Consider the following 25,535-nt stretch of genomic DNA (forward strand, 5'->3'; position numbering starts at 1 on the left):
GTACTTGCATTATTTAAATTAATATGATAGAATAATCTTTGCTAAGTCGGCAACTTAAATGACCGACACAATAGTATAATTAATTCCATAGTATGCATTAGTGGCGGAACGGCAGACGCAACGGACTCAAAATCCGTCGGGGGCAACCTCGTGTGGGTTCAAATCCCACCTGATGCATTAGATATTAGAACTTTACATCTCTTGGTTTATTGAGACTGTAAGGTTTTTTTCTTTGTAAATTTATTGTGAGTAGCTTTGAGAAGTTCGAATCTCTCTATCTGCAATTTACCTATTTTAGATTGAAAAAAAATGGACATTTACATATATTGCCAAATACCAATAGTATACAAGCAGGCAATATCAAAGTTTTTACAGGAAAAATAATAACGGATGATCAACCTTAAGTTTTTATAATAACATTTAAAATCACCTTATATTTGATGCTTATAAGTATGATCGTTCAATTGCCCTAAAACAATATGGGCAATTCATGAGTATGTTCACGAACTATGGATTTACGGAATACATTTTTATGTTAGATTATAATACTTTTGGTATTTATATTGAAAAAACTCCTATATATTCGAAAATCTTTTCCTATTCTATCATTTTGGTTGGTTTTTTAATTGGTCAAATTAGTCGGAGAATAAAAAACAAAATAGCAAAAGAAATAGAATAGAATAAAGTTAATTTATAAGTGTATAATTTCTATTAAAATAAACATAATAAGTACTGGATACCGAAATAGATTCCAAGAACGATTTTTTCGTTGAGAATTAAGAGTAAGTATTCACACAAATAGAATAGTGTCTCAAAAAGTAATGTAGCATGAAATTATGATCCCGAATTAAGGAGAGATGGTAAAATGGAGGCTTTAGGAGATAACGAAGTTTAACTATTGAAACAATTCAGAAGGAAATAATAATTCCGAATTAAGGAGAATGGTAAAATGGAGGCTTTCGAATATAACGAAGTTTAACTATTGAAGCAATTCAGGAAGAAGATTTTGATAATCTTAATAGTAGAAAGCTAAGTATTATTATTGAGACTCAAAAAGACAAAAGCAAGGCTATCATAGTCCTTGCTTTTGTCTTTTTGTTTTTTAATGAAGTAACAAGTGGCTTCGCCACTTTAAGATAATCACTCTTAAACTTATGGGCGAAGGCACTTTGTCCAGGTGAAGGCAATTCACCTTGCGAAGACCAAAGGGGTGAGTACGCTCCCTAAGAGAGTTTTTAATTTATTAGAATTGCGGTGCAATTTCCTATAAATAAAAAACTACCAGCCAATCATAGCTGGTAGATCTATTAACTTTAACGAACGAAGAAAAGCCACCAGAAAGGAAATCTCCTATCAAAATCATGTCTTCTGTCGAATTCATCTCTTCTTTCATTTTCATGTCTTCTATCAAAATCCATTCTTCTTCTAAATTCTTCTCTCATTTCTGGCTCATTTCTTCTATCGAATTCATTTCTTCTTTCATCTTCATTTCTTCTTTCAAAGCCATTTCTTCTTTCTTCTTCATTTCTTCTTTCAAAACCATTTCTTCTCTCTTCTTCATTTCTTCTTTCAAAGCCATTTCTTCTTTCAATTTCATCTCGTCTTTCATTATCGATTCTGTTACGTTCCATCGGATTTTCAAAGTTACGGTCCATATTACTCCTTACCATGTTAAAATATAGATTAATTTACTTTAATATATGCGAAAGATATTTATGCGCCACTTACAACTACCGAATATATTCTATATCACCTCAATTAATTTCTATCCAAGAACTTATTGTAGATATTTGTCAATTCAGTATTGCTTCCAATATTTCCATGTTATCACTCAACTTCCTCTAATTAAGTATTACAACATTATTACGAATATGTTATTATCTAATTGTTCCTAAAAACAGCTATTCAAAAGGAGGATATGAATTATGTGTTTCAATTTTAATTTTAGTTCTTGCAATTTTAGCGAATTATGCAAACAATTCTTACAGTACTGCGGTATCAGTTCTTGTAACTAACTAATGAGATAATAAATTTCTTTGGCTCACCTAAGTAGGTGAGCCTTTTTTGTTTATAGAGGAAATAATACCTTTTCTTATTTAGAGAAGAAATAATACCTTTTCTTGTTTAGAGAAGAAACAATACCTTTTCTTGTTTAGAGAAGAAAAATCACTTTGCCATGAACAAGCTTTTCTTAATCTTGCACTTAATGATTTACTATTCACATATGTTATTTACATGAAGTATAATTAAAATCAGATTTTTTCAGAAAACATTATCACGAATTTTAAGGCCATAGTACTACCGCTATTCCAATTGGAAATACCCGTTTTCATTATCTAGAATCTGTGACTATCGCTAATGATGGCCATAAACATGCTTTTAGGTTTTACAACCTTAATTGATGATCTTACAAGTGATTATCATAAATTGATTTAGGGAAGTACAAATTATTTCTATTTCAGAACAAATTGTAGATAATTGTCAATCCTATTGTTAATTCCAATATTTCCATGTTATCTCTTAACTTCCTCTAATTAAGTATTACAATATTATTACGAATATGTTACTATCTAATTGTTCTTAAAACAGCTACTCAAAAGGAGGATATGAATTATGTGTTTCAATTTTAATTTTAATTCTTGCAATTTTAGCGATTTATGCAAACAATTCTTACAGTACTGCGGTATCAGTTCTTGTAACTAATGAAATATTGATTACTTTGGCTCACCTAAGTAGGTGGGCCTTATTTTATTTATACAAGAAAAATCACGTTTTCCTTACCTTTCCTTATCAGGAATAAACTTTTCTTAATCTTGCATTTAATACATTGCGCTTCATATTATAGTAAATAAAATAAAGTTTTACATACAGGAGTTTATATTATGGATAATCCTAACCAAAATCTTTCTAATAATGCAAAACAGACACACGTTCATGAAATTCAGGGGAGCGTTGAAATAGCCGAACAAAATGACCCTCATAGTCATCGGTTTGCTACTATTTCTGGTGAAGCAATACCATACGGTATGGATCACTATCATGAAGTATCATTTAAAACAGATTTTTTCAGAGAACATTATCACGAATTTCAAGGGCATACTACTACCGCTATTCCAATCGGAAATTCACATCTTCATTATCTAGAATCTGTAACTACTGCTAATGCTGGTCATAAACATGGCTTTCGATTTGCAACTTTAATTGACGATCCTACAAGTGGTCAACATTAATATACCTTGGCAAAGCAATTTATTTCTATCTCAGAACATATTGTAGATATTTGTCAATCCCATGATTAGTTCCAATATTTCCATGTTATCGCTTAACTTCCTTTAATTAAGTATTACATTTTTGTTACGAATATGTTACTATCTAATTGTTCCTAAAAACAGTTACTTAAAAGGAGGATATGCACTATGTGTTTCAATTTCGATTTTAGTTCTTGCAATTTTAGCGAATTATGTAAACAATTTTTTAACTTCTGTGGATTCAGTTCTTGTAACTAATAAAGATTGATTTTTTTAGGCTCACCTACTCAGGTGAGCCTTTTTGCATGCGAATGTTTATGAAATCCAAGAGAGTACCGAAATAGCAAAAAAAAAGACCAACGAATTTCAAGGCCATACCACTACTGCGGGAAGCAATTTATTTTATTCCGGAACAAATTGTAGATATTTGTCAATCCTATTGTTGATTCCAATATTTCCATGTTATCACTTAACTTCCTCTAATTAAGTATTACAATATTGTTACGAATATGTTACCATCTAATTGTTCCTAAAACAGATACTTAAAAGGAGGATATATATTATGTGTTTTAATTTTAATTTTAGTTCTTGCAATTTAAGTGAATTATGTAAACAGTTTTTTAATTACTGCGGTTTCAGTTCTTGTAACTAATCACATATTAGATTTTTTAGGCTCACCTTATAAGGTGAGCCTTTAATCATTAGACTCATAACCTTGCTACTTCAATATTCAACTGTTTAGCCAAATAAATTATATATCTGTTCACAAAATCATCCGTAACCGGTATAACAGTATCAAAGGAACTTAAGAATTCCAATAAATCCTCTGGGTTGATATCTTTTTCTATATAATTTACCTTTGAATCAGTACTGTTGATTTTATTAACCTCATTTTCCACCTCGTTCTTTGAAAAATATTCAGAAGGAATCCAGAGATTTATTTCCTCTTTTGCATCGGTATGCAGTAAATTCCTTTCCAATTCTTTCACCCACCCGGATTTAAGATTAGTCCAATCTGCAACGAATAGTATTCTTTTTATATCAGTTTTTTTAGCTGAAGATATTTCTAAAGGCTTTTTAAATTGACTGAATTCAAATGGAATAAAATGTTTTTTTCTTATATAATTAGTTCTTAAATGAACATCATCACGAGAATACAATCCTTCAGCATTTTCCGTACATTTTATTTTCCATTTACGTAAGAACTTTTTTTTGTTGGATATTACTGCTGCATTATTAATCTGCGTGTATTTTGAAAAGGTCGCACTACCGATGTGGTAGACAAATGAACCACCGACAATTACCGTTTTATATCCTGCCAAATTGATACGTATTGAAAAATCATCATCATCAAACATTCCAATTCCAAACCAAAAATCCATTCCACCGACCAAAAGTAGAATGTCTTTTCTAAAAGCAATACAAGTTCCCACAAGACGATTGGAGTTGATAATGGCTTTGTGGTTTTTCTCCATAATTTTTTCTGCATAGTAATTCATTGTCTCTTTTGATTTGAAAAATGCTAATTTCATCTCTGGATTTTTGTATTCCAATTCTATATTTTCTGCCCCAGAGCCGTTGGTTAATAATGGTGTCGCTGCGCCTACAGTCAAGTCTGCGTCGAAAATATTGGCAAGGCTATCAAACCAGCCTGGGCAGAATATCAAGTCATTGTTCAATAGCGTAATTATTTCACCGCTGCAGTAGGAAAGTCCAATATTAACTCCGGCTATATATCCCAGGTTTTTTTCAAGGTGGACTGTCTTTATTTCTGAAACCTCTTTAAACTTGATTCTAAATTCTTCAATTCCTGCTTCCGTCTCATCGTTTGATCCGTTATTGACTATTATTAATTCAATTCCTTTATTTTGATGTATTGGGTTTAAATAATCGAAAAAGGATTTTACTGCCTTAACAGTAAAATTCCAATTATTGTAACAGACCATAACAAAGCTATAATATGCCATATTTATTCCTTCTGAAATTTTAATCTGGTTTATTATATGAAGTCTTTCTATTAAATAACACTAAACAAGAAAGATGAGTTAATTAGAAAGTGTAATAATTCATGAGTTCATTGAGTCAATAAGAAGTTTTAATTTTTCCACTTCCAGCCTTTGTATTCTATCAGCTTAGATAATATCTCATTGTTTTCGTTAAGTCCTAGATTCGGATTCATAGCTGATATTAACGCATATAAATCGTTAGATTTTAAAATAGTAGGATGTACGTTGGTCTCTGCTTCATCGGAAGTATTAATAGGTGAATGTAAACCATACAATAATTTGGACCAGGAATTTTTCTTTGCAAAGGCCAGTCTGTGATATAGATCAATCTTATGCTGGTCGCTTATTGTTTGAGCAGATACATAGAAATGTCCAAAGGGCTTCCTTGATATATTATTATAACATATGGTTAGTTCAGGCATATAATCTTGCAATTTTTTTCTTAAATCAAACCATGGCAAATTCTCATCAACGTTTGTTAATAATTCATACGGAAAACTGCAGGAAGATGAATTAAAATTTAATCTGCAATCTGCCAAATCACTGTACAGATTTTTTATGCTTTCAAGTTTATTATGATCTATTTCATAAGCTATAAGATCATAATTTAAGTTCTCCATTAACTTTGAAAGCAAAAACTTGTCAGTAACAGTACTGTTGATTTTTTTTATTGTTTTTATCAGAAGATCATAGGGTAATCCGCTTGCAGGACCACCATTGATATAAGTAAGTACGTTAGATACCGGAGGATCAGGTTCTTTTCCCAATTCATACAGCATTTCAATCCTGTTTACATAGCATGTATCAAGTACCAGCAAGTCAATTTTTTTACCAATATTTTTTTTTATTAGATTCAATACGTTTACCATTTCAGGATACCCCATCAAATAAGGCAAATCCTGGCTGTAATCCGGCATTAATCCAATATATTGAAATACATGACCGCCTAAAACAAGGATATATTTTTGGGCAGGGTAATTGGTTATACCCCATTCTAAAAAATTGTAAAAGCACATCGGATCAGCCATATTGATATTTCTAAGTTCTTCATGAAAAGTTGAATCAGGTCCGGCTGCACTGTAGCGTATTACTCCCGATTGCCCTTCTGCATCGTTATTGAATCGATATTTGGGACGGATGATTTCAATTATATGTTTTTCCACAAAGCTATATTGTATTACTATATTGACTGTCCCATCAGATCCTTCTTTTTCAATAAAAAGCTTCGATTGTAGCATTTCCGGTTGGAGTTCGTTATTTCCATTCAGATAAAACAATATCGTCCATTCTTTTTGTTGATCGTTTTGCATAGATACCTTCTTTAAATGATTACTTATTATCTATATTTTTAAATCACACCATAGTGAAATACTATGGTGTGATTTAAATTTATCATTTATAATAATCTATAGTTCATCATTGCGGATCATTAGTGCATGACAGTTCGCTAAAGCGGAAGGAGTTAGGCTCTACAATTGAATTGGACGTAAACGGAGCATTTGGCGATTCATGACGTGCAGCGACAGAAACAAATATCTCTGTGGTAACGCCAAGGAATTCTATCTCAAATTCATCCTGTATATTTTCTGTAAGTCCGAAGACAAAGTGATCTGAACATTTCGGAGGCAGTGGGTCAAACACTACTGTTTCCACAGCAAGCTTCGGACATGTTTCTATATTGAACAATATCGACGATACATCAGTAACAGTTGCAATAGAATTATTCAGTACTTTGACTACAATACTGTTAGTTCCGTTATCTCGCAATACCGGTCCAGTTGTAAGTCTAGTACACGAACCAATACCTAGTAATGTTTCGATTCTCGCCACATTTGTGTCAATTATAGCAACCTGGGTCTCAATTTCATTCAAATGACCGAGTAAAGTTTCGATTATTGCCACATTAGTGTCTATTACTGAGACCTGAGTCTGAATTTCAGCAACGCTAGACTCAATTATTGTTACGATAGTCTCTATTTTAGCTACATTGGTATCGATCACGGATACCTCGGTCTGGATTCTTGCCACATTCGTGTCTATTACGGCTACCTGGGTCTCGATTTCAACTAATATGGTTTCAATTACTGCTACATTCGTATCAATCACAGATACCTGGGTCTCGATCTCTGCTACTGAGGACTCGATTCTTGATACGATAGTCTCTATTGTAGCCACATTCGTGTCAATCGTTGCCACCTGGGTCGGGATCTCTCCTATTGCAGATTCAATTCTTGCCACATTCGTGTCGATTACAGCTACCTGGGTCTGGATTTCGACTAATATGGTTTCAATCACTGCTACATTCGTATCAATCACAGATACCTGGGTCTCGATCTCTGCTACTGAGGACTCGATTCTTGATACGATAGTCTCTATTGTAGCCACATTCGTGTCAATCGTTGCCACCTGGGTCGGGATCTCTCCTATTGCAGATTCAATTCTTGCCACATTCGTGTCGATTACAGCTACCTGGGTCTGGATTTCGACTAATATGGTTTCAATTACTGCTACATTCGTATCAATCACAGATACCTGGGTCTCGATCTCTGCTACTGAGGACTCGATTCTTGATACGATAGTCTCTATTGTAGCCACATTCGTGTCAATCGTTGCCACCTGGGTCGGGATCTCTCCTATTGCAGATTCAATTCTTGCCACATTCGTGTCGATTACAGCTACCTGGGTCTGGATTTCGACTAATATGGTTTCAATCACTGCTACATTCGTATCAATCACAGATACCTGGGTCTCGATCTCTGCTACTGAGGACTCGATTCGTGATACGATAGTCTCTATTGTAGCCACATTCGTGTCAATCGTTGCCACCTGGGTCGGGATCTCTCCTATTGCAGACTCGATTCTTGCCACATTCGTGTCGATTACAGCTACCTGGGTCTGGATTTCGACTAATATGGTTTCAATTACTGCTACATTCGTATCAATCACAGATACCTGGGTCTCGATCTCTGCTACTGAGGACTCGATTCTTGATACGATAGTCTCTATTGTAGCCACATTCGTGTCAATCGTTGCCACCTGGGTCGGGATCTCTCCTATTGCAGATTCAATTCTTGCCACATTCGTGTCGATTACAGCTACCTGGGTCTGGATTTCGACTAATATGGTTTCAATTACTGCTACATTTGTATCAATCACAGATACCTGGGTCTCGATCTCTGCTACTGAGGACTCAATTCGTGCCACATTCGTATCGATTACAGCTACCTGGGTCTGGATTTCAATAACACTAGTCTCGATTCGTGCCACATTCGTGTCGATTACGGATACCTGAGTTTGGATTTCAACTACACTAGTCTCGATTCTACCTACTATCGTTTCAATCACTGCTACATTCGTATCAATCACAGATACCTGGGTCTCGATCTCTGCTACTGAGGACTCGATTCTTGATACGATAGTCTCTATTGTAGCCACATTCGTGTCAATCGTTGCCACCTGGGTCGGGATCTCTCCTATTGCAGATTCAATTCGTGCCACATTCGTGTCTATTACAGCCACCTGGGTCTGGATTTCGACTAATATGGTTTCAATTACTGCTACATTCGTATCAATCACAGATACCTGGGTCTCGATCTCTGCTACTGAGGACTCAATTCGTGCCACATTCGTATCGATTACAGCTACCTGGGTCTGGATTTCAATAACACTAGTCTCGATTCGTGCCACATTCGTGTCGATTACGGATACCTGAGTTTGGATTTCAACTACACTAGTCTCGATTCTACCTACTATCGTTTCAATCACTGCTACATTCGTATCAATCACAGATACCTGGGTCTCGATCTCTGCTACTGAGGACTCGATTCTTGATACGATAGTCTCTATTGTAGCCACATTCGTGTCAATCGTTGCCACCTGGGTCGGGATCTCTCCTATTGCAGATTCAATTCGTGCCACATTCGTGTCTATTACAGCCACCTGGGTCTGGATTTCAACTAATATCGTTTCAATCACTGCTACATTCGTATCAATCACGGATACCTGGGTCTCGATCTCTGCTACTGAGGACTCAATTCGTGCCACATTCGTATCGATTACAGCTACCTGGGTCTGGATTTCAATAATACTAGTTTCGATCCGTGCCACATTCGTGTCGATTACGGATACCTGGGTTTGGATTTCAACTACACTAGTCTCGATTCTACCTACTATCGTTTCAATCACTGATACATTCGTATCGATCACGGATATCTGGGTCTCTACCTCTGATACTGCGGATTCAATTCTTGCCACATTCGTGTCGATTACAGATACCTGGGTCTGGATTTCAACTACTGAAGTCTCGATTCTACCTACTATGGTTTCAATCACTGCAACATTCGTATCAATCACGGATACCTGGGTCTCAATCTCTGCTACTGCGGACTCAATTCTTGCTACATTCGTATCGATTACAGCTACCTGGGTCTGGATCTCAATAATACTAGTCTCGATTCTTGCCACATTCGTGTCGATTACAGCTACCTGGGTCTGGATTTCAACTACTGAAGTCTCGATTCTACCTACTATGGTTTCGATTACCGATACATTCGTATCAATCACAGATACCTGAGTCTCAATCTCTGCTACTGCGGACTCGATTCTTGCTACATTCGTATCGATTACGGCTACCTGGGTCTGGATCTCTATTATTGAAGTCTCGATTCTTGCCACATTCGTGTCGATTACGGCTACCTGGGTCTGGATCTCTGTTATTGCAGTCTCGATTTTTGCAACATTCGTATCGATTACAGCCACCTGGGTCTGGATCTCTGTTATTGCAGTCTCGATTTTTGCAACATTCGTGTCAATCACGGATACCTGGGTCTCAATCTCTGCTACTGCGGACTCGATTTTTGCCACATTTGTGTCGATTACGGCAACCTGGGTCTCTATCTCTGTTATTGAAGTCTCGATTCTTGCCACATTCGTGTCGATTACAGCCACCTGGGTCTGGATCTCTGTTATTGCAGTCTCGATTTTTGCAACATTCGTGTCAATCACGGATACCTGGGTCTCAATCTCTGCTACTGCGGACTCGATTTTCGCCACATTTGTGTCGATTACGGCAACCTGGGTCTCTATCTCTGTTATTGCAGTCTCGATTTTTGCAACATTCGTGTCAATTACAGCCACCTGGGTCTGGATTTCAACTACTGAAGTCTCGATTCTACCTACTATCGTTTCAATCACCGATACATTCGTATCAATCACGGATACTTGAGTCTCAATCTCTGCTACTGCGGACTCGATTCTTGCTACATTCGTATCGATTACGGCTACCTGGGTCTGGATCTCAATAATACTAGTCTCGATTCGTGCCACATTCGTGTCGATTACAGATACCTGGGTCTGGATTTCAACTACTGAAGTCTCGATTCTACCTACTATCGTTTCAATCACCGATACATTCGTATCAATCACGGATACCTGAGTCTCAATCTCTGCTACTGCGGACTCGATTCTTGCTACATTCGTATCGATTACAGCCACCTGGGTCTGGATCTCAATAATACTAGTCTCGATTCTTGCTACATTCGTGTCGATTACAGATACCTGGGTCTGGATCTCTGTTATTGCAGTCTCGATTTTTGCAACATTCGTATCGATTACAGCCACCTGGGTCTGGATCTCTGTTATTGCAGTCTCGATTTTTGCAACATTCGTGTCAATCACGGATACCTGGGTCTCAATCTCTGCTACTGCGGACTCGATTTTCGCCACATTTGTGTCGATTACGGCAACCTGGGTCTCTATCTCTGTTATTGCAGTCTCGATTTTTGCAACATTCGTGTCAATTACAGCCACCTGGGTCTGGATTTCAACTACTGAAGTCTCGATTCTACCTACTATCGTTTCAATCACCGATACATTCGTATCAATCACGGATACTTGAGTCTCAATCTCTGCTACTGCGGACTCGATTCTTGCTACATTCGTATCGATTACGGCTACCTGGGTCTGGATCTCAATAATACTAGTCTCGATTCGTGCCACATTCGTGTCGATTACAGATACCTGGGTCTGGATTTCAACTACTGAAGTCTCGATTCTACCTACTATCGTTTCAATCACCGATACATTCGTATCAATCACGGATACCTGAGTCTCAATCTCTGCTACTGCGGACTCGATTCTTGCTACATTCGTATCGATTACAGCCACCTGGGTCTGGATCTCAATAATACTAGTCTCGATTCGTGCTACATTCGTGTCGATTACAGATACCTGGGTCTGGATTTCAACTACTGAAGTCTCGATTCTACCTACTATCGTTTCAATCACCGATACATTCGTATCAATCACGGATACCTGAGTCTCAATCTCTGCTACTGCGGACTCGATTCTTGCTACATTCGTATCGATTACGGCTACCTGGGTCTGGATCTCAATAATACTAGTCTCGATTCGTGCCACATTCGTGTCGATTACAGCTACCTGGGTCTGGATTTCAACTACTGAAGTCTCGATTCTACCTACTATGGTTTCAATTACCGATACATTCGTATCAATCACGGATACCTGAGTCTCAATCTCTGCTACTGCGGACTCGATTCTTGCTACATTCGTATCGATTACAGCCACCTGGGTCTGGATCTCAATAATACTAGTCTCGATTCGTGCTACATTCGTGTCGATTACAGATACCTGGGTCTGGATTTCAACTACTGAAGTCTCGATTCTACCTACTATCGTTTCAATCACCGATACATTCGTATCAATCACGGATACTTGAGTCTCAATCTCTGCTACTGCGGACTCGATTCTTGCTACATTCGTATCGATTACAGCTACCTGGGTCTGGATCTCAATAATACTAGTCTCGATTCTTGCCACATTCGTGTCGATTACAGATACCTGGGTCTGGATTTCAACTACTGAAGTCTCGATTCTACCTACTATGGTTTCAATCACCGATACATTCGTATCAATCACGGATACCTGAGTCTCAATCTCTGCTACTGCGGACTCGATTCTTGCTACATTCGTATCGATTACAGCTACCTGGGTCTGGATCTCAATAATACTAGTCTCGATTCGTGCCACATTCGTGTCGATTACAGATACCTGGGTCTGGATTTCAACTACTGAAGTCTCGATTCTACCTACTATGGTTTCAATCACTGCTACATTCGTATCAATCACGGATACCTGAGTCTCAATCTCTGCTACTGCGGACTCGATTCGTGCCACATTCGTATCGATTACGGCAACCTGGGTCTGAATCTCTATGATTGAAGTCTCGATTCGTGCCACATTCGTGTCGATTATGGCAACCTGAGTCGCTACCTCTCCTATTGTAGACTCGATTCTTGCTACATTCGTATCAATTACGGCAACCTGGGTCTGAATCTCTATGATTGAAGTCTCGATTCGTGCCACATTCGTGTCGATTATGGCAACCTGGGTCGCTACCTCTCCTATTGTAGACTCGATTCTTGCTACATTCGTATCAATTACTGCAACTTGGGTCTGAATCTCTATGATTGAAGTCTCGATTCGTGCCACATTCGTGTCGATTATGGCAACCTGGGTTGCTACCTCTCCTATTGTGGACTCAATTCTTGCCACATTTGTGTCGATTACTGCCACCTGGGTCTGGATTTCAACAACTATAGTCTCGATAATACCAACTATGGTTTCAATCCTTCTTACTTCTCTTTTGATCTCCTTCAATCCGAATTTTCTATTGGTAAGAAGGCAAATAATCAATTCAGTATCACACAAAAAGCAGCATTCATCATTATCACAGATTTCATCACAGTCTTTATCACAATCGTATCTATCGTCTTCATCACAATCATATCTGTCATCGTCTTCATCACAATCGTATCTGTCATCGTCTTCATGACAATCGTATCTGTCATTGTCTTCATGACAATCGTATCTGTCATCGTCTTCATCACAATCGTATCTGTCATCGTCTTCATGACAATCGTATCTGTCATCATCTTCATGACAATCGTATCTGTCATCGTCTTCACCACAATCATATCTGTCATTGCCATCATGGCAAAGGTGTCTGTCATCATCTTCATCGTTATAATCATTATCGTTCTTTATTAAACCATACTTATTGTAATATTTATCATTATAAGGCATTTGTCACCCCCCCTTTAATAAAAATAGTTCTTCTATATACAAATTATGCCATATTAACCTATAATGTTACACGAAATTCTATTTAATATATTTTAAATAATTAAGAAATTTTATAGTTGCAATAAAATTATCAATTAACTTAATTTTTAATATTGCCAAAAGCTTTTTTGTTTTGTAAAACTGAAGGATGCTCAGGTTTATACTCTGCAGCTTTATCATTAAATTTAATAGCTTCATCAATATTTCCCAGCTTGTAATAGCATAAACACAGCTCAATACATGGTATGAAACCCCAATATTCATGAAGTATTGGCCCCCATTTTGATTCGGGTTTTTCAAGCTTCATAGCAAGATCAAACCAAAAAATAGCTCTTTTATAATCCTCGATATCCTTATAGTAATAACCTAATTGACAGCAGATTTCTGCTCTTGGTGTGTCGTATTCAAAGCTTCTAATTAATGCTTTAAGCATATTTTTCCTGTCATTTTTAGCTTTGTATGCTTTAGCAAGATAAATACAGGAGCTTATGCAGTCTGCAGGTAATCCTTTTTCTGAATCAAGCATCTTGTTAAAATACTCAATAGCTCCCTCATATTCATTCACATTGAGCTTTTCCCTTGCGTAGTAAAACATATTGCGCGGCGAAAACTCCTTACCTTCAGCCAACATTGCTTCAAGTATATTTAAATTTCTACGGTTGTTCATATGAGATTTTTTATGAGTAATGGTTATATCAGAATTTACTACTTTTCCCTCAAATGAAATAAACTCATGTATGGGATCGTTCCATAAGAAATTCTTTGCTCTCTTCAATAGTCGTTCTCTGAAATGCGATAACAGTACATTCCCTTTTTCATCAAATGCATAGTTGTAATTCATCATTACTACATCTATACTTGGGTCAAGAATTTCCTTAACCCTCTTTAATTTTATCCGGTCTGCTTCAAGGAGGACATCATCGGCGTCCAACCAAAGAATATAGTCTTTTGTTGCTTTTGAAAAAGAAAAATTCCTTGCTGCTGAAAAATCATTTATCCATTCGAAATCATAAATTTCATTTGTAAATAGTCCTACTATTTCTTTTGTTTTATCAGTAGAGCCTGTATCGACAATGATTATTTCATCAACAATATCTCTAACTGAAATCAGGCATTTGGAAATATTATCCTCTTCATTCCTGACAATCATACACAAACTGATAGTAATCATAAATCCACCTCAGCTAACTTCTGTTATATTTTTTATGTTTACAAAATGTTGTTGTGCCTACTAATTTTTCTCTTCCTCAATAACTTTTCTATAAATATTTATATAATTTTCCGTCATCTTTACTGCCGAGAAATTATTCTCAACATAGGTTCTCAGTACTTTTGCTTTCGGAAATTCCATGTTTTGGACCTTGTAAATCATTTCATCCACATTACTACAAATTAGTTCAGGGAATCCCTTAAGCACCTCAGGAACTGCACCGTTTCCAAATGCAAGGACAGGTGTACCACATGCCATTGCTTCAACCATTACAAGCCCAAAAGGCTCCTCCCATACAGTTGGAAAAAGCATGCATTTTGCATGTTTCAGAAGGTTCTGCCTCTCTTTTCCTCCAACAGAACCTACATAACTTATATTCGTATTTGCTTTTATACGCGGTTCTATCGCTTTTTTATAATACTCAATATCATAAAGAGGTCCCGCTATAATGAGTCGCATTCCAGTTCTTTCAGCTACATCAAGGGCATAGTTAATCCCTTTATGGGAATATAAAATTCCTAAGAAAATAAGGTAATCCTCTTTGCTTTCAGAAAACTCATAATCCTCGGGATTAATACCGTTATATACAGAATAGCCCTGGTTCAAGCCGGCATTTCTTAATGCTTTCTGACATAGGTAAATAGGATTTTTTGCAGAGTTTTTACGACTATCATGTATGGTACTGATAATAGGTATTGAAAGGTCACACCTGCTTAAGACGGAAGCATGAGTATGGTCATGTATGATATCTGCGCCAATAGAAGGAAGGGTTTTTTTTACAAAGTCAGCTATTTTTTCAGAATCCGGACCTTTATGAGTATACGGGATTATATTCGCACTACTGATACTACCCTCAGCTGCGAAAAGAAATACTTCATGACCTCGTTTGACAAGCTCTTCCGTAAGGTCATATATAACCCTTTCAATTCCACCATAATCTTTAGGCGGGACTGGGAAAGCATCAGGGGCTATCTGAATAATTTTTAAGGTATCTTTTTTGCTTTTTACAATACTTGGAACACTTAAGTGGGCAGGCTGTTCAGAAATCACTTTTTCATAGACCTCCAGATATCCGTCCACCATCTTTTCGGTTGTAAAATGTTTGATTGCATACTCACGAAGCTCGTTTGGCTTAGAATAGTTTCCTCCCATTACCTTATCTGCCATTTCATCAACGCTGTTGCAAATACATTCTGGAAATCCTTTAAGGACTTCAGGAACGGCTCCATTTCCAAGTGCGATGACAGGGGTTCCGCAAGCCATCGCTTCAATCATTACAAGACCAAATGGTTCTTCCCATGAAGTAGGGAATAAAAGGCAGCAAGCTTTTTTCAGAATCTCTTGCTTCTCCTTGCCTCCTATAGATCCAATATATTGTATCTTCGGATTTTTTCTTATCCTCGGCTCAATTTCATTGTTAAAATAAGCAAGATCATGTACGGGACCTGCAATAACAAGCCTCTTATTCGTCAGATCTGCAATATCGAGAGCATGCCCCAGCCCTTTCATCTTATCGAGCCTTCCAAGGTAAAGCATATAATCATCTTTCTCCTCAGAATACTCATACTCTTCCAGATTAAGTCCATTGTACACATAAAATCCATGGCCACCGCCAATTACGTTAAGTGCTCTTTGGCTAACAAAAACAGGGTAATTTACACGGTAATTAATTGTACCGTGAATCGTGCATATAGTCGGTATATTGAGATTCTTTTTACCCAAAACAGAAATATGGGTATGATCATGTATGATGTCAACACCCTCGGGCATGGTTCCTAGAACATATTCAGCTATTTGGTTAAAATCGCCCTTACCTGAATGCTGGTAAGGAATTAAGGTGGCACTTGTTTTGCTTCCTTCCGGCGCATAGAGGTATACCTTATGCCCTCTTCTTACGAGTTCTTCCGTAATTTCATAGATTACTACTTCTATTCCGCCATAATTTGTAGGAGGTACAGGATAAACATCCGGTGCAACCTGGACAATTGTTAAAATTCTTTTGTGATTTGCCTGACCCTCCAGTTTATTATTATTGAGAAGCACTTCAAGTGACTTTTTATTATGCAACAGGCTCGCATCACTTGGTTTAAAACCCAGCGCAAGTTCGTTATGCATATATGCCTTATTATAATCTCCAAGTCTAAAGTAGCAGCCACAAAGCTTAAGATGTGGTAGCCAGCTCCAGCACTCCTCCTTGAAAAAACCCAGATTGTCTGCCGATTTCTCTATGGATAATGCAAGGCTATACCAGAAAACTGCCATATTTATTTGACCTAGTTCAGTAAATAGCACTCCTAGCCTACATAAGAATTCCGGTCTGGGTAAGTCATATTCAAAGGATTTGAATACGATTTTCATTTCGTTTTCTTTGTCCTCTTTTTGTCTGAACATATCTGCAAGCCTGTCACAGGCGATAAGCTTATCTCCTGTCCAACCTTCCTTTTCTTTTATGAACTTTTCATAATATTCCATAGCCTTATCATATTGCTTGCCATCAAAAAGCTTTTCTGCATAATAAAAAAGCTCTTTCAAAGTTAGAGCTTCACCATTTTCTAATTTGGTCTCATAAATTGAAGGCATATTCATCCTTATCTCCTTAACTTAAGATATTCAATATAATATATTCCCATAGATTGGACAGTGTGAATTAAGTTAATTAATCGTTCATAAAAAGAAACTTAAAGTAAAATAACCTTGCTGTTTTAACGCTGCAAGGTTATTATTTATGACAAGTGAAATAGTTTGCTAATTCATCATGTTTAGTATCAAGAACAGCTAACTTAAATGCATATCATGATTTAAAAAGGCATTCCCCTTACTACTACAGCTGCTAAAGGCAGCAGTGATTAGGACTTACATCATTATCCTCAATTTCATAGTCTTCAAATGTTGGCAAAACGAACTGCGTTTCATTAACAAGGATTGGACCATTCGGGCCAAGCTGCTGGAAAGTTGGACCGTCATCGAAATCAATCATGTAATCAAGCAGATATCTTAATCCAATTTGAATCGGGGCTTCACCATTATTGATTACTTGTGTGGTCAGTGCTATCGTTGAATCTGCAAATGTCCCTCCAACGACATTGATATCTAACAGTATGATAATTGCATCCGGTGTAGTCGGAGGACCCGGCAAGACATAGGTAGCTCTGAAACCTGTTGTACCTATAGGGGCAACAGTAACTTGTAAGTATATTTACATGGTACGCAATATGCATTTTTTTGTTACTTTTTATATATACAATTAAGAATAATATAAATGTTCCAACGCTAAAACCTGCATGTATACTTTAATGTACCTATCAGCCATTAGCTCAATACTGAAATTATTCTTAACATAATCTCTTAACAGCTGAGGTTTTGGATAGTCTCCGCTAAGAACTTTTTGAACCATTTCATCTACGTTTGTACATATAAAGTCTGGAACGCCTTGTAGTACTTCAGGTACTGCTCCACTTGGAAATGATAACACTGGTGTTCCGCAAGCCATCGCTTCAATTGCAACCAGCCCAAAGGATTCTTGGCATAAGGTCGGGAATAATACACATGCAGCATTCTTAAGAAGGTCTTGCTTTCTTCTCCCTCCAACTTCACCGATAAAGATTATATTGGGATTTGCTTTTATCACAGGAGCAATTGCCTTATCAAAATAGGCAGTATCATGGATCGGACCAGCAAGTATCAGCATTTTATTGGTTCTTTCTGAAACCTTTATAGCAAATTGAGGCCCTTTGGATTCATCCAGTTTTCCAATATAAAAAAGGTAATCTTCCTTTGACTCCTTAAATTCAAAGTCTTCCAAACGGATTCCATGATGAATAAAAAAGCCCTGGTTGCCTCCATACCTTTCTTGAACAGTTCTACTTGCATAAACAGGATATTTTACTGGACAATTTGCTGAAAAGTGCTCCGTACATACCGTCGGTACAGGCAATCCAACTCTTCCTATAATGGATGCATGGGTATGGTCATGAATAATATCAATATCCTCTGGTAATGTGGCTGACACATATTTCAATATCTCATGTTGACTCCATGACTTCTCATGCTGGTATGGGATTAACCTAGCACTCGTATTACTCCCCTTTGGTGCATAAAGAAAGACCTCATGGCCTCTCCTGACCAGTTCTTCTATTAAGTCGTACATAACACGTTCTATTCCTCCATAGTTAACCGGAGGAATAGGATAAACATCGGGAGCCACCTGAACAATCTTCATTCTTATCACCTTTTTGTTTTAACATAACACAATATATGATTCATATAGTTTTCATGACCCTATTTCAGACAATTTGATACTTAGATTAAAGTAATTACTTTATAAATTTATAATTTAGTAAATCTAAGTTGAATATAAATTTATTCAACATTTTTTATGGCTTAACAGAAGCCTTTATTAAGTACTGGTATATCTCGAATTGCTTTGATAAATCAGGGTTTGACAATTTACATAAATTTTCGATTAATTCGAAGTCTTCTTTTGACTCCATTAATAATTTACCTGCAACATATATATCGCTGTAACCACTATCCCTAAACATTTTGTGGATTTCCTTTAGTGTAAAAAATCTCATATGAGTTCTATCCAGAATTCCCGCATCTTCATAAGTCCAATTACCATGAATCAATTTTTTGACAATGCTAATATGCATGACATTGGGAATACTAGCTAAAATTTTCCCATCAGGTTTTAGGTACCGTTTGATATTTAGTAGAACCTGCCATGGGTCTACTAAATGTTCAAGGACATCTCCAAATAAGATGTAGTCAAAGTAGTTTTCATCAAAGTGAACATCTAAGGACTCTATATTATCTGCTGTCACATTGGCAACAGTTTTCGCGATTTCTGAAGCTCCTTTGTTCAATTCAATTCCATACAGTATAGAGTTAGGATAAGTATTTTTGATCTGTAAGAGGGTATTTCCGCATGCGCAGCCTACATCAAGAACAGCAAAGCTTTGAGTTTTAGGCTTGTTAATAAAGTTAATTAATTCTTGACGTGCAAAGGTAGAATACAATGAATTGAATCCCCACTTGTCTTCAAATTTCTTTTGATTCAGCTTGAAGGTTTCTAAAGACTGGCTCCCATAATCCTTAAAAGTTATATACCCAAAATTGTGAATAAACGTATCCTTACAAAGCATCAGTTTGTATCTAGCAATTCTTAAACTAAACGATAAATCATCATCTTCAAAATTACCCGGGGTGAAACCTTCATCAAGCAGGCCAATTTTTTCTATTGCAGACTTCTTGATTAACAAACAGAAACTTATTAATTTCAATCGTTCTTCCCAAGTTTCAGGATTGGAAATATTATAGGTTTTCGCGAATTCAAACATCTCTTCAATGCTACTATACTTCACTGGTAGTTGCTGAATAGGGCAATTATTGGTTATAGGGCCAACTGCTCCAATATCATCCGCACTATAAAGACATTGGATAAGGTTTTTAAGCCAGTTAGGAGTTACAATGATATCATTATTCATTAGTAGTACAGCATCTCCCAATGCTATATTAATGGCTTGATTATACCCTCTTGGGCAGCCGACGTTGTCTGTGTTGATAATCGCTCGGATATCTTGCTGGGATTGAAGCCATTGGGCAGTACCATCGGTAGAATGATTATCGACAACGATGATTTCATAGGTTCCATCAGTGGTATACTTCCGTATGCTGTCGATGCACTTTCGCAAAGACTCGAAGTTGTTATGTGCCAAAATGATAATGCTGGTAACAGGATTCTCCATGAACCTATTCTCCTTTTTTTACTTTAATGAGTTTACCAATTTCTTAAGCTCCAGTAAGTCTACATGATTTGGCTGGTTGAGGCCATCTCTTTAGCTGGTTCCTATGTCACATGCAAGGTGTTTGCTTACAAGGAAAAGAATGGAGGCTATATTTATTATATTTCTGGTATTATCTTATGTGATAAATTAGAGGGTCATTATTTATGTAGAATATGACTTTGCCCAAGTAAAGTCTGGCGTTCTTAGTGCCATTATGTCTTTCCAATCATATAATATTAAAAACGTTAATATTGGAGAAATTTATGCACTATAATGATTACTATCGATATAATGAATCCCGTTATGATTACGACGAGCCAGAATTTTATGATATCCGCATAACCGCTAATAATAATAATAATAATAATACTGCTACAATTAATGAGGATATTTATTCATATCCCGAAAATTTCTCAAACGCTATTGCACTTATTGAGGAAGCTATTGCCGGTGAAGAAGAGGACAGATTATTTTATACCTATTTAATAAATAATGCACCTACTGCAGAAGATAGGCAAATCATAAGTGGAATACGTGATAATGAACTCAGACATCATAGCCTTTTTCTTAAACTTTATAGTGAACTTACAGGACAAACAGCCCCTCAGTTACCTGGCGAACGTTTTGTACCTCCATCAAGTTACTGTGAAGGTCTGCAACGTTCCATTATAGGTGAAGAAAGTGCAGTAGCCAAATACCGTCAGATTCTCTTTGCCATGCAAAATCGTGTTCATATCAATATGTTAACAGAAATTATTACCGATGAAATCAGACACGGTATTCTTTACACCTATTTATATAGCAAAAATAATTGTAATATTTAACGATCCTCTAAATGGTACTACCAAAAAAGCTACTGAAACTATGAAGTGCACCCTAAATGTTAGTAAAAAAACTAATATTTAAGGTGCACTTGAATAATAAATCAGTAGCCGTATTTATTTTCAAAACCTTTACTCTAACTTTTTAAATATTCTACTTAATTTCGCTTTATATTACACTAAATAACAAATTTCGCATATTGTAATATGGGAGCATTTTTTATTATAATTAGAATAGGAGAAAAGTATGGGAAACTATAATCGCCAAAGTTTTGATTATCATCACAAAAGAAAAAGAAAACAGAGTCATGTTCATGAAATACAGGGTAGTCTTGAAATAGCAGAGCCAAGTGTAGATCCTCATAACCATCGCTTTGCTATTGTTTCTGGAGAAGCAATTCCAATTGGTCAAAAAGATCACATTCACAATGTAAAGTTTCGAACAGATTTCTATGAGGATCATTTTCATGAATTCTGTGGAAAAACTTCGGGTGCAATTAAAGTTGGTGATAGGCATGTCCATTTTCTAGAATCTGTAACAACAGTAAATGACGGTCACAGACACAATTTTAGATTAGCTACCTTTATTCAAGATCAAATTAGTGAAGAAGAATGCTAATCTACTCTAAATAATTATGAAGCAAGGAAAAGCTCGATTTTCGATCTTTTCCTTCTCATAAATTATACACTACGTTGAAATACTAGCTGATAAATGAAGCCGTGGTGTTTCCTGCTAAGATAGCCATTTCAATTCTTACTGTAAACATATTTTAATATTCGTTTGTTTTGTTATCCCACTTCTTATGAGATTGTATGAAAATTGTAGGATGAATGATGAGCTATTATGATACCTTTATTTTATTTAACTTAACATATTCTCCTCTTTAACAACGAATATAACGATTCTTCTACTCATAACATTATGATAAGAAGTTGTATTCAAAGTCCTATCGAGGAAGGAGATTACTATTAATAAAGTTATTGATGAGAACTACTTTGACCTAATCATAGACAATACATTGGCTGAACAATTAAGAAAAGATGATAATGTTACGAGAATGAATGAACGAAACTCAATTAATCATGTAACAGCCAGCGATTTTAGAATGTGTATTTTAGATACCTATCCATACCGTATGTTTCCTAAAATTTATACATTAAACTCCACAATAAGTCTAGAAAAGTCTGGCGCATTTAATGTACGGAATTTTATAAATCTCCCACTCTATGGCCAAGGTATCTTAATGGCTTTTATTGATACTGGTATAGATTATCAACATCAAGCCTTCCGAAACCCTGATGGAACCTCAAGAATCTACTCTATATGGGATCAAACTATTGAAAATGGACCTCCCCCGACAGGTTTTACGTTCGGAACAGAATATAGTAAGAATTTATTGAATTATGCCTTAAAGCAATCAAATCCTTATTCAACCGTACCAACAACGGATACTAATGGACACGGTACAATGCTTGCCGGTATAGCTGCTGGTAACCCTAATAGGATAGAAGATTTTAGTGGTATAGCAACCAGTTCGGAAATAATTGTAGTGAAATTAAAACAAGCAAAAAGGTATAATCGGAGGATTTTTTCAGTACCAGAAAATATTGAATGTTATCAAGAAACGGATGTCATGCTTGGCATTGAATATGTACGCTCTGTTGCTGCAAAAATCAATAAACCATTAGTAATATGCATAGGTATGGGCTCTAGCCAAGGTAGTCATGATGGTAGTGGTACTCTAAGTCTTTTAGTAAATAACCTATCACTCACACCACGCATTGGAATAAGTGTCGCTGCCGGGAATGAAGGGAATAATCACAGGCATTATAAGGGAGAGGTAACAGAAACTAATATTAAGACACAATTTCATCTGAATATTTCAGAACAAGATAGCATGTTTTCTCTTGAGATATGGCAAGGACTTCCTTTTAGACTTGCAGTTACCATCACCTCGCCATCTGGTGTAAAATCAACACTGGTTTCTCCGGGATTAAATGAATGTCATGAAATTGATTTTAACTTGGAGTCGTCAACTATTTATATAAGTAATATAAATTTTGAAGAGGAAACAGGAAATCAGCTTATCCTAATAAGATTTGAAAACGCTAAAAGTGGGATTTGGACTATCGAGTTAGTAAGTTTAGAAAAAAGAGCTATTACATTTCATGCATGGCTTCCATCTGGTAACCTCATCACAACCGGAACATATTTTTTTGAACCAGACCCAAATATAACCATAACAAGCCCTGGTAATGCAGAAAATACTGTTACTGTAACCGCCTACAATCAATATAATGACAATATAGTTACCGATTCAAGCAGAGGTTTTACTCTTGGTACATCCGTAAAACCAGACATTGCTGCTCCAGGATATCAATTAACTTGCCCAACGCTTCAAAATTCCTATGGTAGTGCTACTGGTACAGGCGCCGCTGCTGCACATACTGCAGGAATTATTGCAATGATCATGGAATGGGCTACATTAAAAGGAAACTATACTACTATAACTGGTAGAGATATTGGCGGATTATTAAATCGTGGGGCCTCTAGAAACCCAAATATAGAGTACCCGAATCCTATCTGGGGCTATGGCAAACTCGATCTATACGTGCTATTTCGACAATTAACCTAGTAAAAATGATCGGTATATTGTTTTCTTGTATATCAATTCGTACTATTGTGAATAAGATATAGTAAAACGAAAACTGTGAGTTCTTATGGCAATAAAAATATTTATCGATCAAGGCCACAATCCGGGTGGTATTAACGGTGGGGCTACCGGTTTTGGTATCAACGAACAAGACGTAACCTTTAATGTAGGTATCTATTTAAGAGACCTATTAAATAATGATCCTAGATTTGAAGCCCGTACTTCACGCCAAACTATTACTGAAGTTCTTGGAACTAGTAGTGCTACTAGCTTAAGAACAAGAGTTGAAATGGCAAACTCTTGGCCAGCAAATTATTTTATCAGTATCCATTGCAATGCAAATGTTAATCCAGCAATTAACGGCTCTGAGGTTTATGTTTATGCTCTTTACACGGAAGCAGCAAATTTGGCAGAATCCGTATTGGAATTTATGGTAGATACCGTAGGTACGAGATATAATGGAGTTAGAGAAAATCCATCCTTATATGTCCTACGTCGTACTCAAATGCCATCTATTCTTATTGAGTTAGCATATATCACAAATTATGAAGATAATTTACTTTTACAAAATGAGCAGTATACCTTCGCTTATGGTATTTATCTTGGTATCTTAAATTACTTTGGATTCCAACCACTGGAATAAGTTCTAACATTGTGTTACATGCAAACAAACGTCTTCCTAAAAAACCGAAGTGAGGTAAATACTCATCACTTCGGTTTCTTTCTTTTTAATCTAAATCAAACAATGCTCTTCTAAGGAAGTAAACATCTTTGGTATTTTCTAACGTATATTTTGATTTTGAGCCATATGTTAAAGTCAAATCCCGAGCATCAATTAGTTCCACCCCGCGGTATACCATTCCAGTATCTTTGTACCAAACCAAACGGCGGTAATGATACCAGCTGATAAATACGGCCCCATAGCAAGAACATTTTCCGCTTTCCTTACTTTCATACGTATGATATGAATCACTGAACCATACAGACATCCAAAAAATAATGCTACAATGGTAAGCTTCCATCCAAGGATTAGGCCTACTGCAGCCATCAGTTTGATGTCACCTCCCCCTATTCCTCTTCCTCTAGTAATTAAAAAAAGGAACAAAAGAAAACCACTTACCAGCGCAAAATCAAGTAAGATGGAAATAGAAATTTCATCCACTATCTCTCGAATTAATCCTATTATAAATAAATAAACATTGATCCCAAACGGTATCTCAAATGTCCGCCAATCAATCACACTAAGAATAAAGAGCCCTGAAATCATCAAGCAATACAATATGCTTTTTACAGGGTCACCTACCAACAGGAATGTCACCACCCACAGGCTTCCATTTAGAATTTCCACAAAAGGATATTGTAACGATACTTTTTCCCTACAATATCTGCACCTACCACCTAAGAAGACGTAGGAAAACACCGGTACTAAATCTCTTACATGAAGTATAGCACCACACTTCATGCAATGAGACCTCGTTATTACGATGTTTTCTTGCCTTGGAATACGGTAGATGCAGACATTTTGGAAGCTACCGATGACAATACCGTAGACGAAGATTAGTATGTATATTATCATAAATTTATTTTCCAACCTCCTGTAGAGCTCCATCCATTGCTATAATATCCAGAGGATTCTCCATGGCAACTAATAGCTTCGTGCCACTGCCC

Annotated in this window: 16 protein-coding genes and 1 tRNA gene; 7 read left to right on the plus strand and 10 right to left on the minus strand. The window is 36.5% G+C overall.

Annotation, left to right across the window (positions count from 1 at the left end; all coding sequences use genetic code 11):
- The first annotated feature begins 94 nt into the window (after positions 1–94).
- Positions 95–177 (plus strand) — tRNA-Leu (locus tag CPHY_RS14465).
- 1,136 nt (positions 178–1,313) lie between these two features.
- On the opposite strand, the gene CPHY_RS14475 is transcribed toward CPHY_RS14465, so the two are convergent.
- Positions 1,314–1,655 (minus strand): hypothetical protein, encoded by a 342-nt coding sequence (locus tag CPHY_RS14475; RefSeq protein WP_012200816.1) that lies wholly within the window; start codon positions 1,653–1,655, stop codon positions 1,314–1,316.
- Positions 1,656–2,312: 657 nt separating this feature from the next.
- Here CPHY_RS14475 and CPHY_RS22690 point away from each other — a divergent pair.
- A complete protein-coding gene (locus CPHY_RS22690) occupies positions 2,313–2,402 on the plus strand; it encodes a hypothetical protein (protein WP_408611176.1) in 90 nt (29 codons plus the stop codon).
- Between the two features lie 480 nt (positions 2,403–2,882).
- Positions 2,883–3,230, plus strand: a complete 348-nt coding sequence (locus CPHY_RS14480; RefSeq protein WP_012200817.1) for a YmaF family protein — start codon at positions 2,883–2,885, stop codon at positions 3,228–3,230.
- A 725-nt stretch (positions 3,231–3,955) separates the two neighbouring features.
- Here CPHY_RS14480 and CPHY_RS14485 read toward each other — a convergent pair.
- From CPHY_RS14485 to CPHY_RS14530, 8 genes are all read right to left on the minus strand, one after another.
- A complete protein-coding gene (locus CPHY_RS14485; protein WP_012200818.1) occupies positions 3,956–5,215 on the minus strand; it encodes a glycosyltransferase in 1,260 nt (419 codons plus the stop codon).
- 128 nt (positions 5,216–5,343) lie between these two features.
- Positions 5,344–6,564: a clostripain-related cysteine peptidase gene (locus tag CPHY_RS14490; RefSeq protein ID WP_012200819.1), complete on the minus strand. Its 1,221-nt coding sequence runs from the start codon at positions 6,562–6,564 to the stop codon at positions 5,344–5,346.
- Between the two features lie 106 nt (positions 6,565–6,670).
- Positions 6,671–13,357, minus strand: coding sequence for a chromosome segregation ATPase-like protein (locus tag CPHY_RS20925; RefSeq protein WP_012200820.1), 6,687 nt, complete (start codon positions 13,355–13,357; stop codon positions 6,671–6,673).
- A gap of 139 nt (positions 13,358–13,496) precedes the next feature.
- Positions 13,497–14,567 carry a glycosyltransferase gene (locus CPHY_RS14505; protein ID WP_012200821.1) on the minus strand — a complete coding sequence of 357 codons (1,071 nt, stop codon included), beginning with the start codon at positions 14,565–14,567 and terminating at the stop codon, positions 13,497–13,499.
- A gap of 60 nt (positions 14,568–14,627) precedes the next feature.
- On the minus strand, positions 14,628–17,192 hold the full coding sequence (locus tag CPHY_RS21970; RefSeq protein ID WP_012200822.1) for a glycosyltransferase: 2,565 nt from the start codon (positions 17,190–17,192) through the stop codon (positions 14,628–14,630).
- Positions 17,193–17,436: 244 nt separating this feature from the next.
- Positions 17,437–17,742 carry a hypothetical protein gene (locus CPHY_RS14520; RefSeq protein ID WP_012200823.1) on the minus strand — a complete coding sequence of 102 codons (306 nt, stop codon included), beginning with the start codon at positions 17,740–17,742 and terminating at the stop codon, positions 17,437–17,439.
- A 108-nt stretch (positions 17,743–17,850) separates the two neighbouring features.
- Positions 17,851–18,825, minus strand: a complete 975-nt coding sequence (locus tag CPHY_RS14525) for a glycosyltransferase family 4 protein (RefSeq protein WP_012200824.1) — start codon at positions 18,823–18,825, stop codon at positions 17,851–17,853.
- Between the two features lie 154 nt (positions 18,826–18,979).
- Complete coding sequence (locus tag CPHY_RS14530) at positions 18,980–20,353, minus strand: glycosyltransferase (protein WP_012200825.1); 1,374 nt, start codon at positions 20,351–20,353, stop codon at positions 18,980–18,982.
- Between the two features lie 302 nt (positions 20,354–20,655).
- Between CPHY_RS14530 and CPHY_RS14535 the strand changes: the two genes are divergently transcribed.
- The 4 genes from CPHY_RS14535 (at position 20,656) to CPHY_RS14550 (ending at position 24,510) form a co-directional block, all read left to right on the plus strand.
- Positions 20,656–21,216 carry a ferritin family protein gene (locus CPHY_RS14535; protein ID WP_012200826.1) on the plus strand — a complete coding sequence of 187 codons (561 nt, stop codon included), beginning with the start codon at positions 20,656–20,658 and terminating at the stop codon, positions 21,214–21,216.
- A 244-nt stretch (positions 21,217–21,460) separates the two neighbouring features.
- Positions 21,461–21,832, plus strand: coding sequence for a YmaF family protein (locus tag CPHY_RS14540; RefSeq protein WP_012200827.1), 372 nt, complete (start codon positions 21,461–21,463; stop codon positions 21,830–21,832).
- A 400-nt stretch (positions 21,833–22,232) separates the two neighbouring features.
- Positions 22,233–23,849, plus strand: coding sequence for a S8 family peptidase (locus tag CPHY_RS14545; RefSeq protein ID WP_012200828.1), 1,617 nt, complete (start codon positions 22,233–22,235; stop codon positions 23,847–23,849).
- Positions 23,850–23,934: 85 nt separating this feature from the next.
- Positions 23,935–24,510 (plus strand): N-acetylmuramoyl-L-alanine amidase family protein, encoded by a 576-nt coding sequence (locus tag CPHY_RS14550; protein WP_012200829.1) that lies wholly within the window; start codon positions 23,935–23,937, stop codon positions 24,508–24,510.
- Positions 24,511–24,702: 192 nt separating this feature from the next.
- Here the strand turns inward: CPHY_RS14550 and CPHY_RS14555 are convergent, their stop codons facing one another.
- On the minus strand, positions 24,703–25,443 hold the full coding sequence (locus CPHY_RS14555; protein WP_242657952.1) for a prepilin peptidase: 741 nt from the start codon (positions 25,441–25,443) through the stop codon (positions 24,703–24,705).
- Positions 25,444–25,535 lie beyond the last annotated feature (92 nt).

Source organism: Lachnoclostridium phytofermentans ISDg (assembly GCF_000018685.1).
GTDB lineage: Bacteria > Bacillota > Clostridia > Lachnospirales > Lachnospiraceae > Lachnoclostridium > Lachnoclostridium phytofermentans.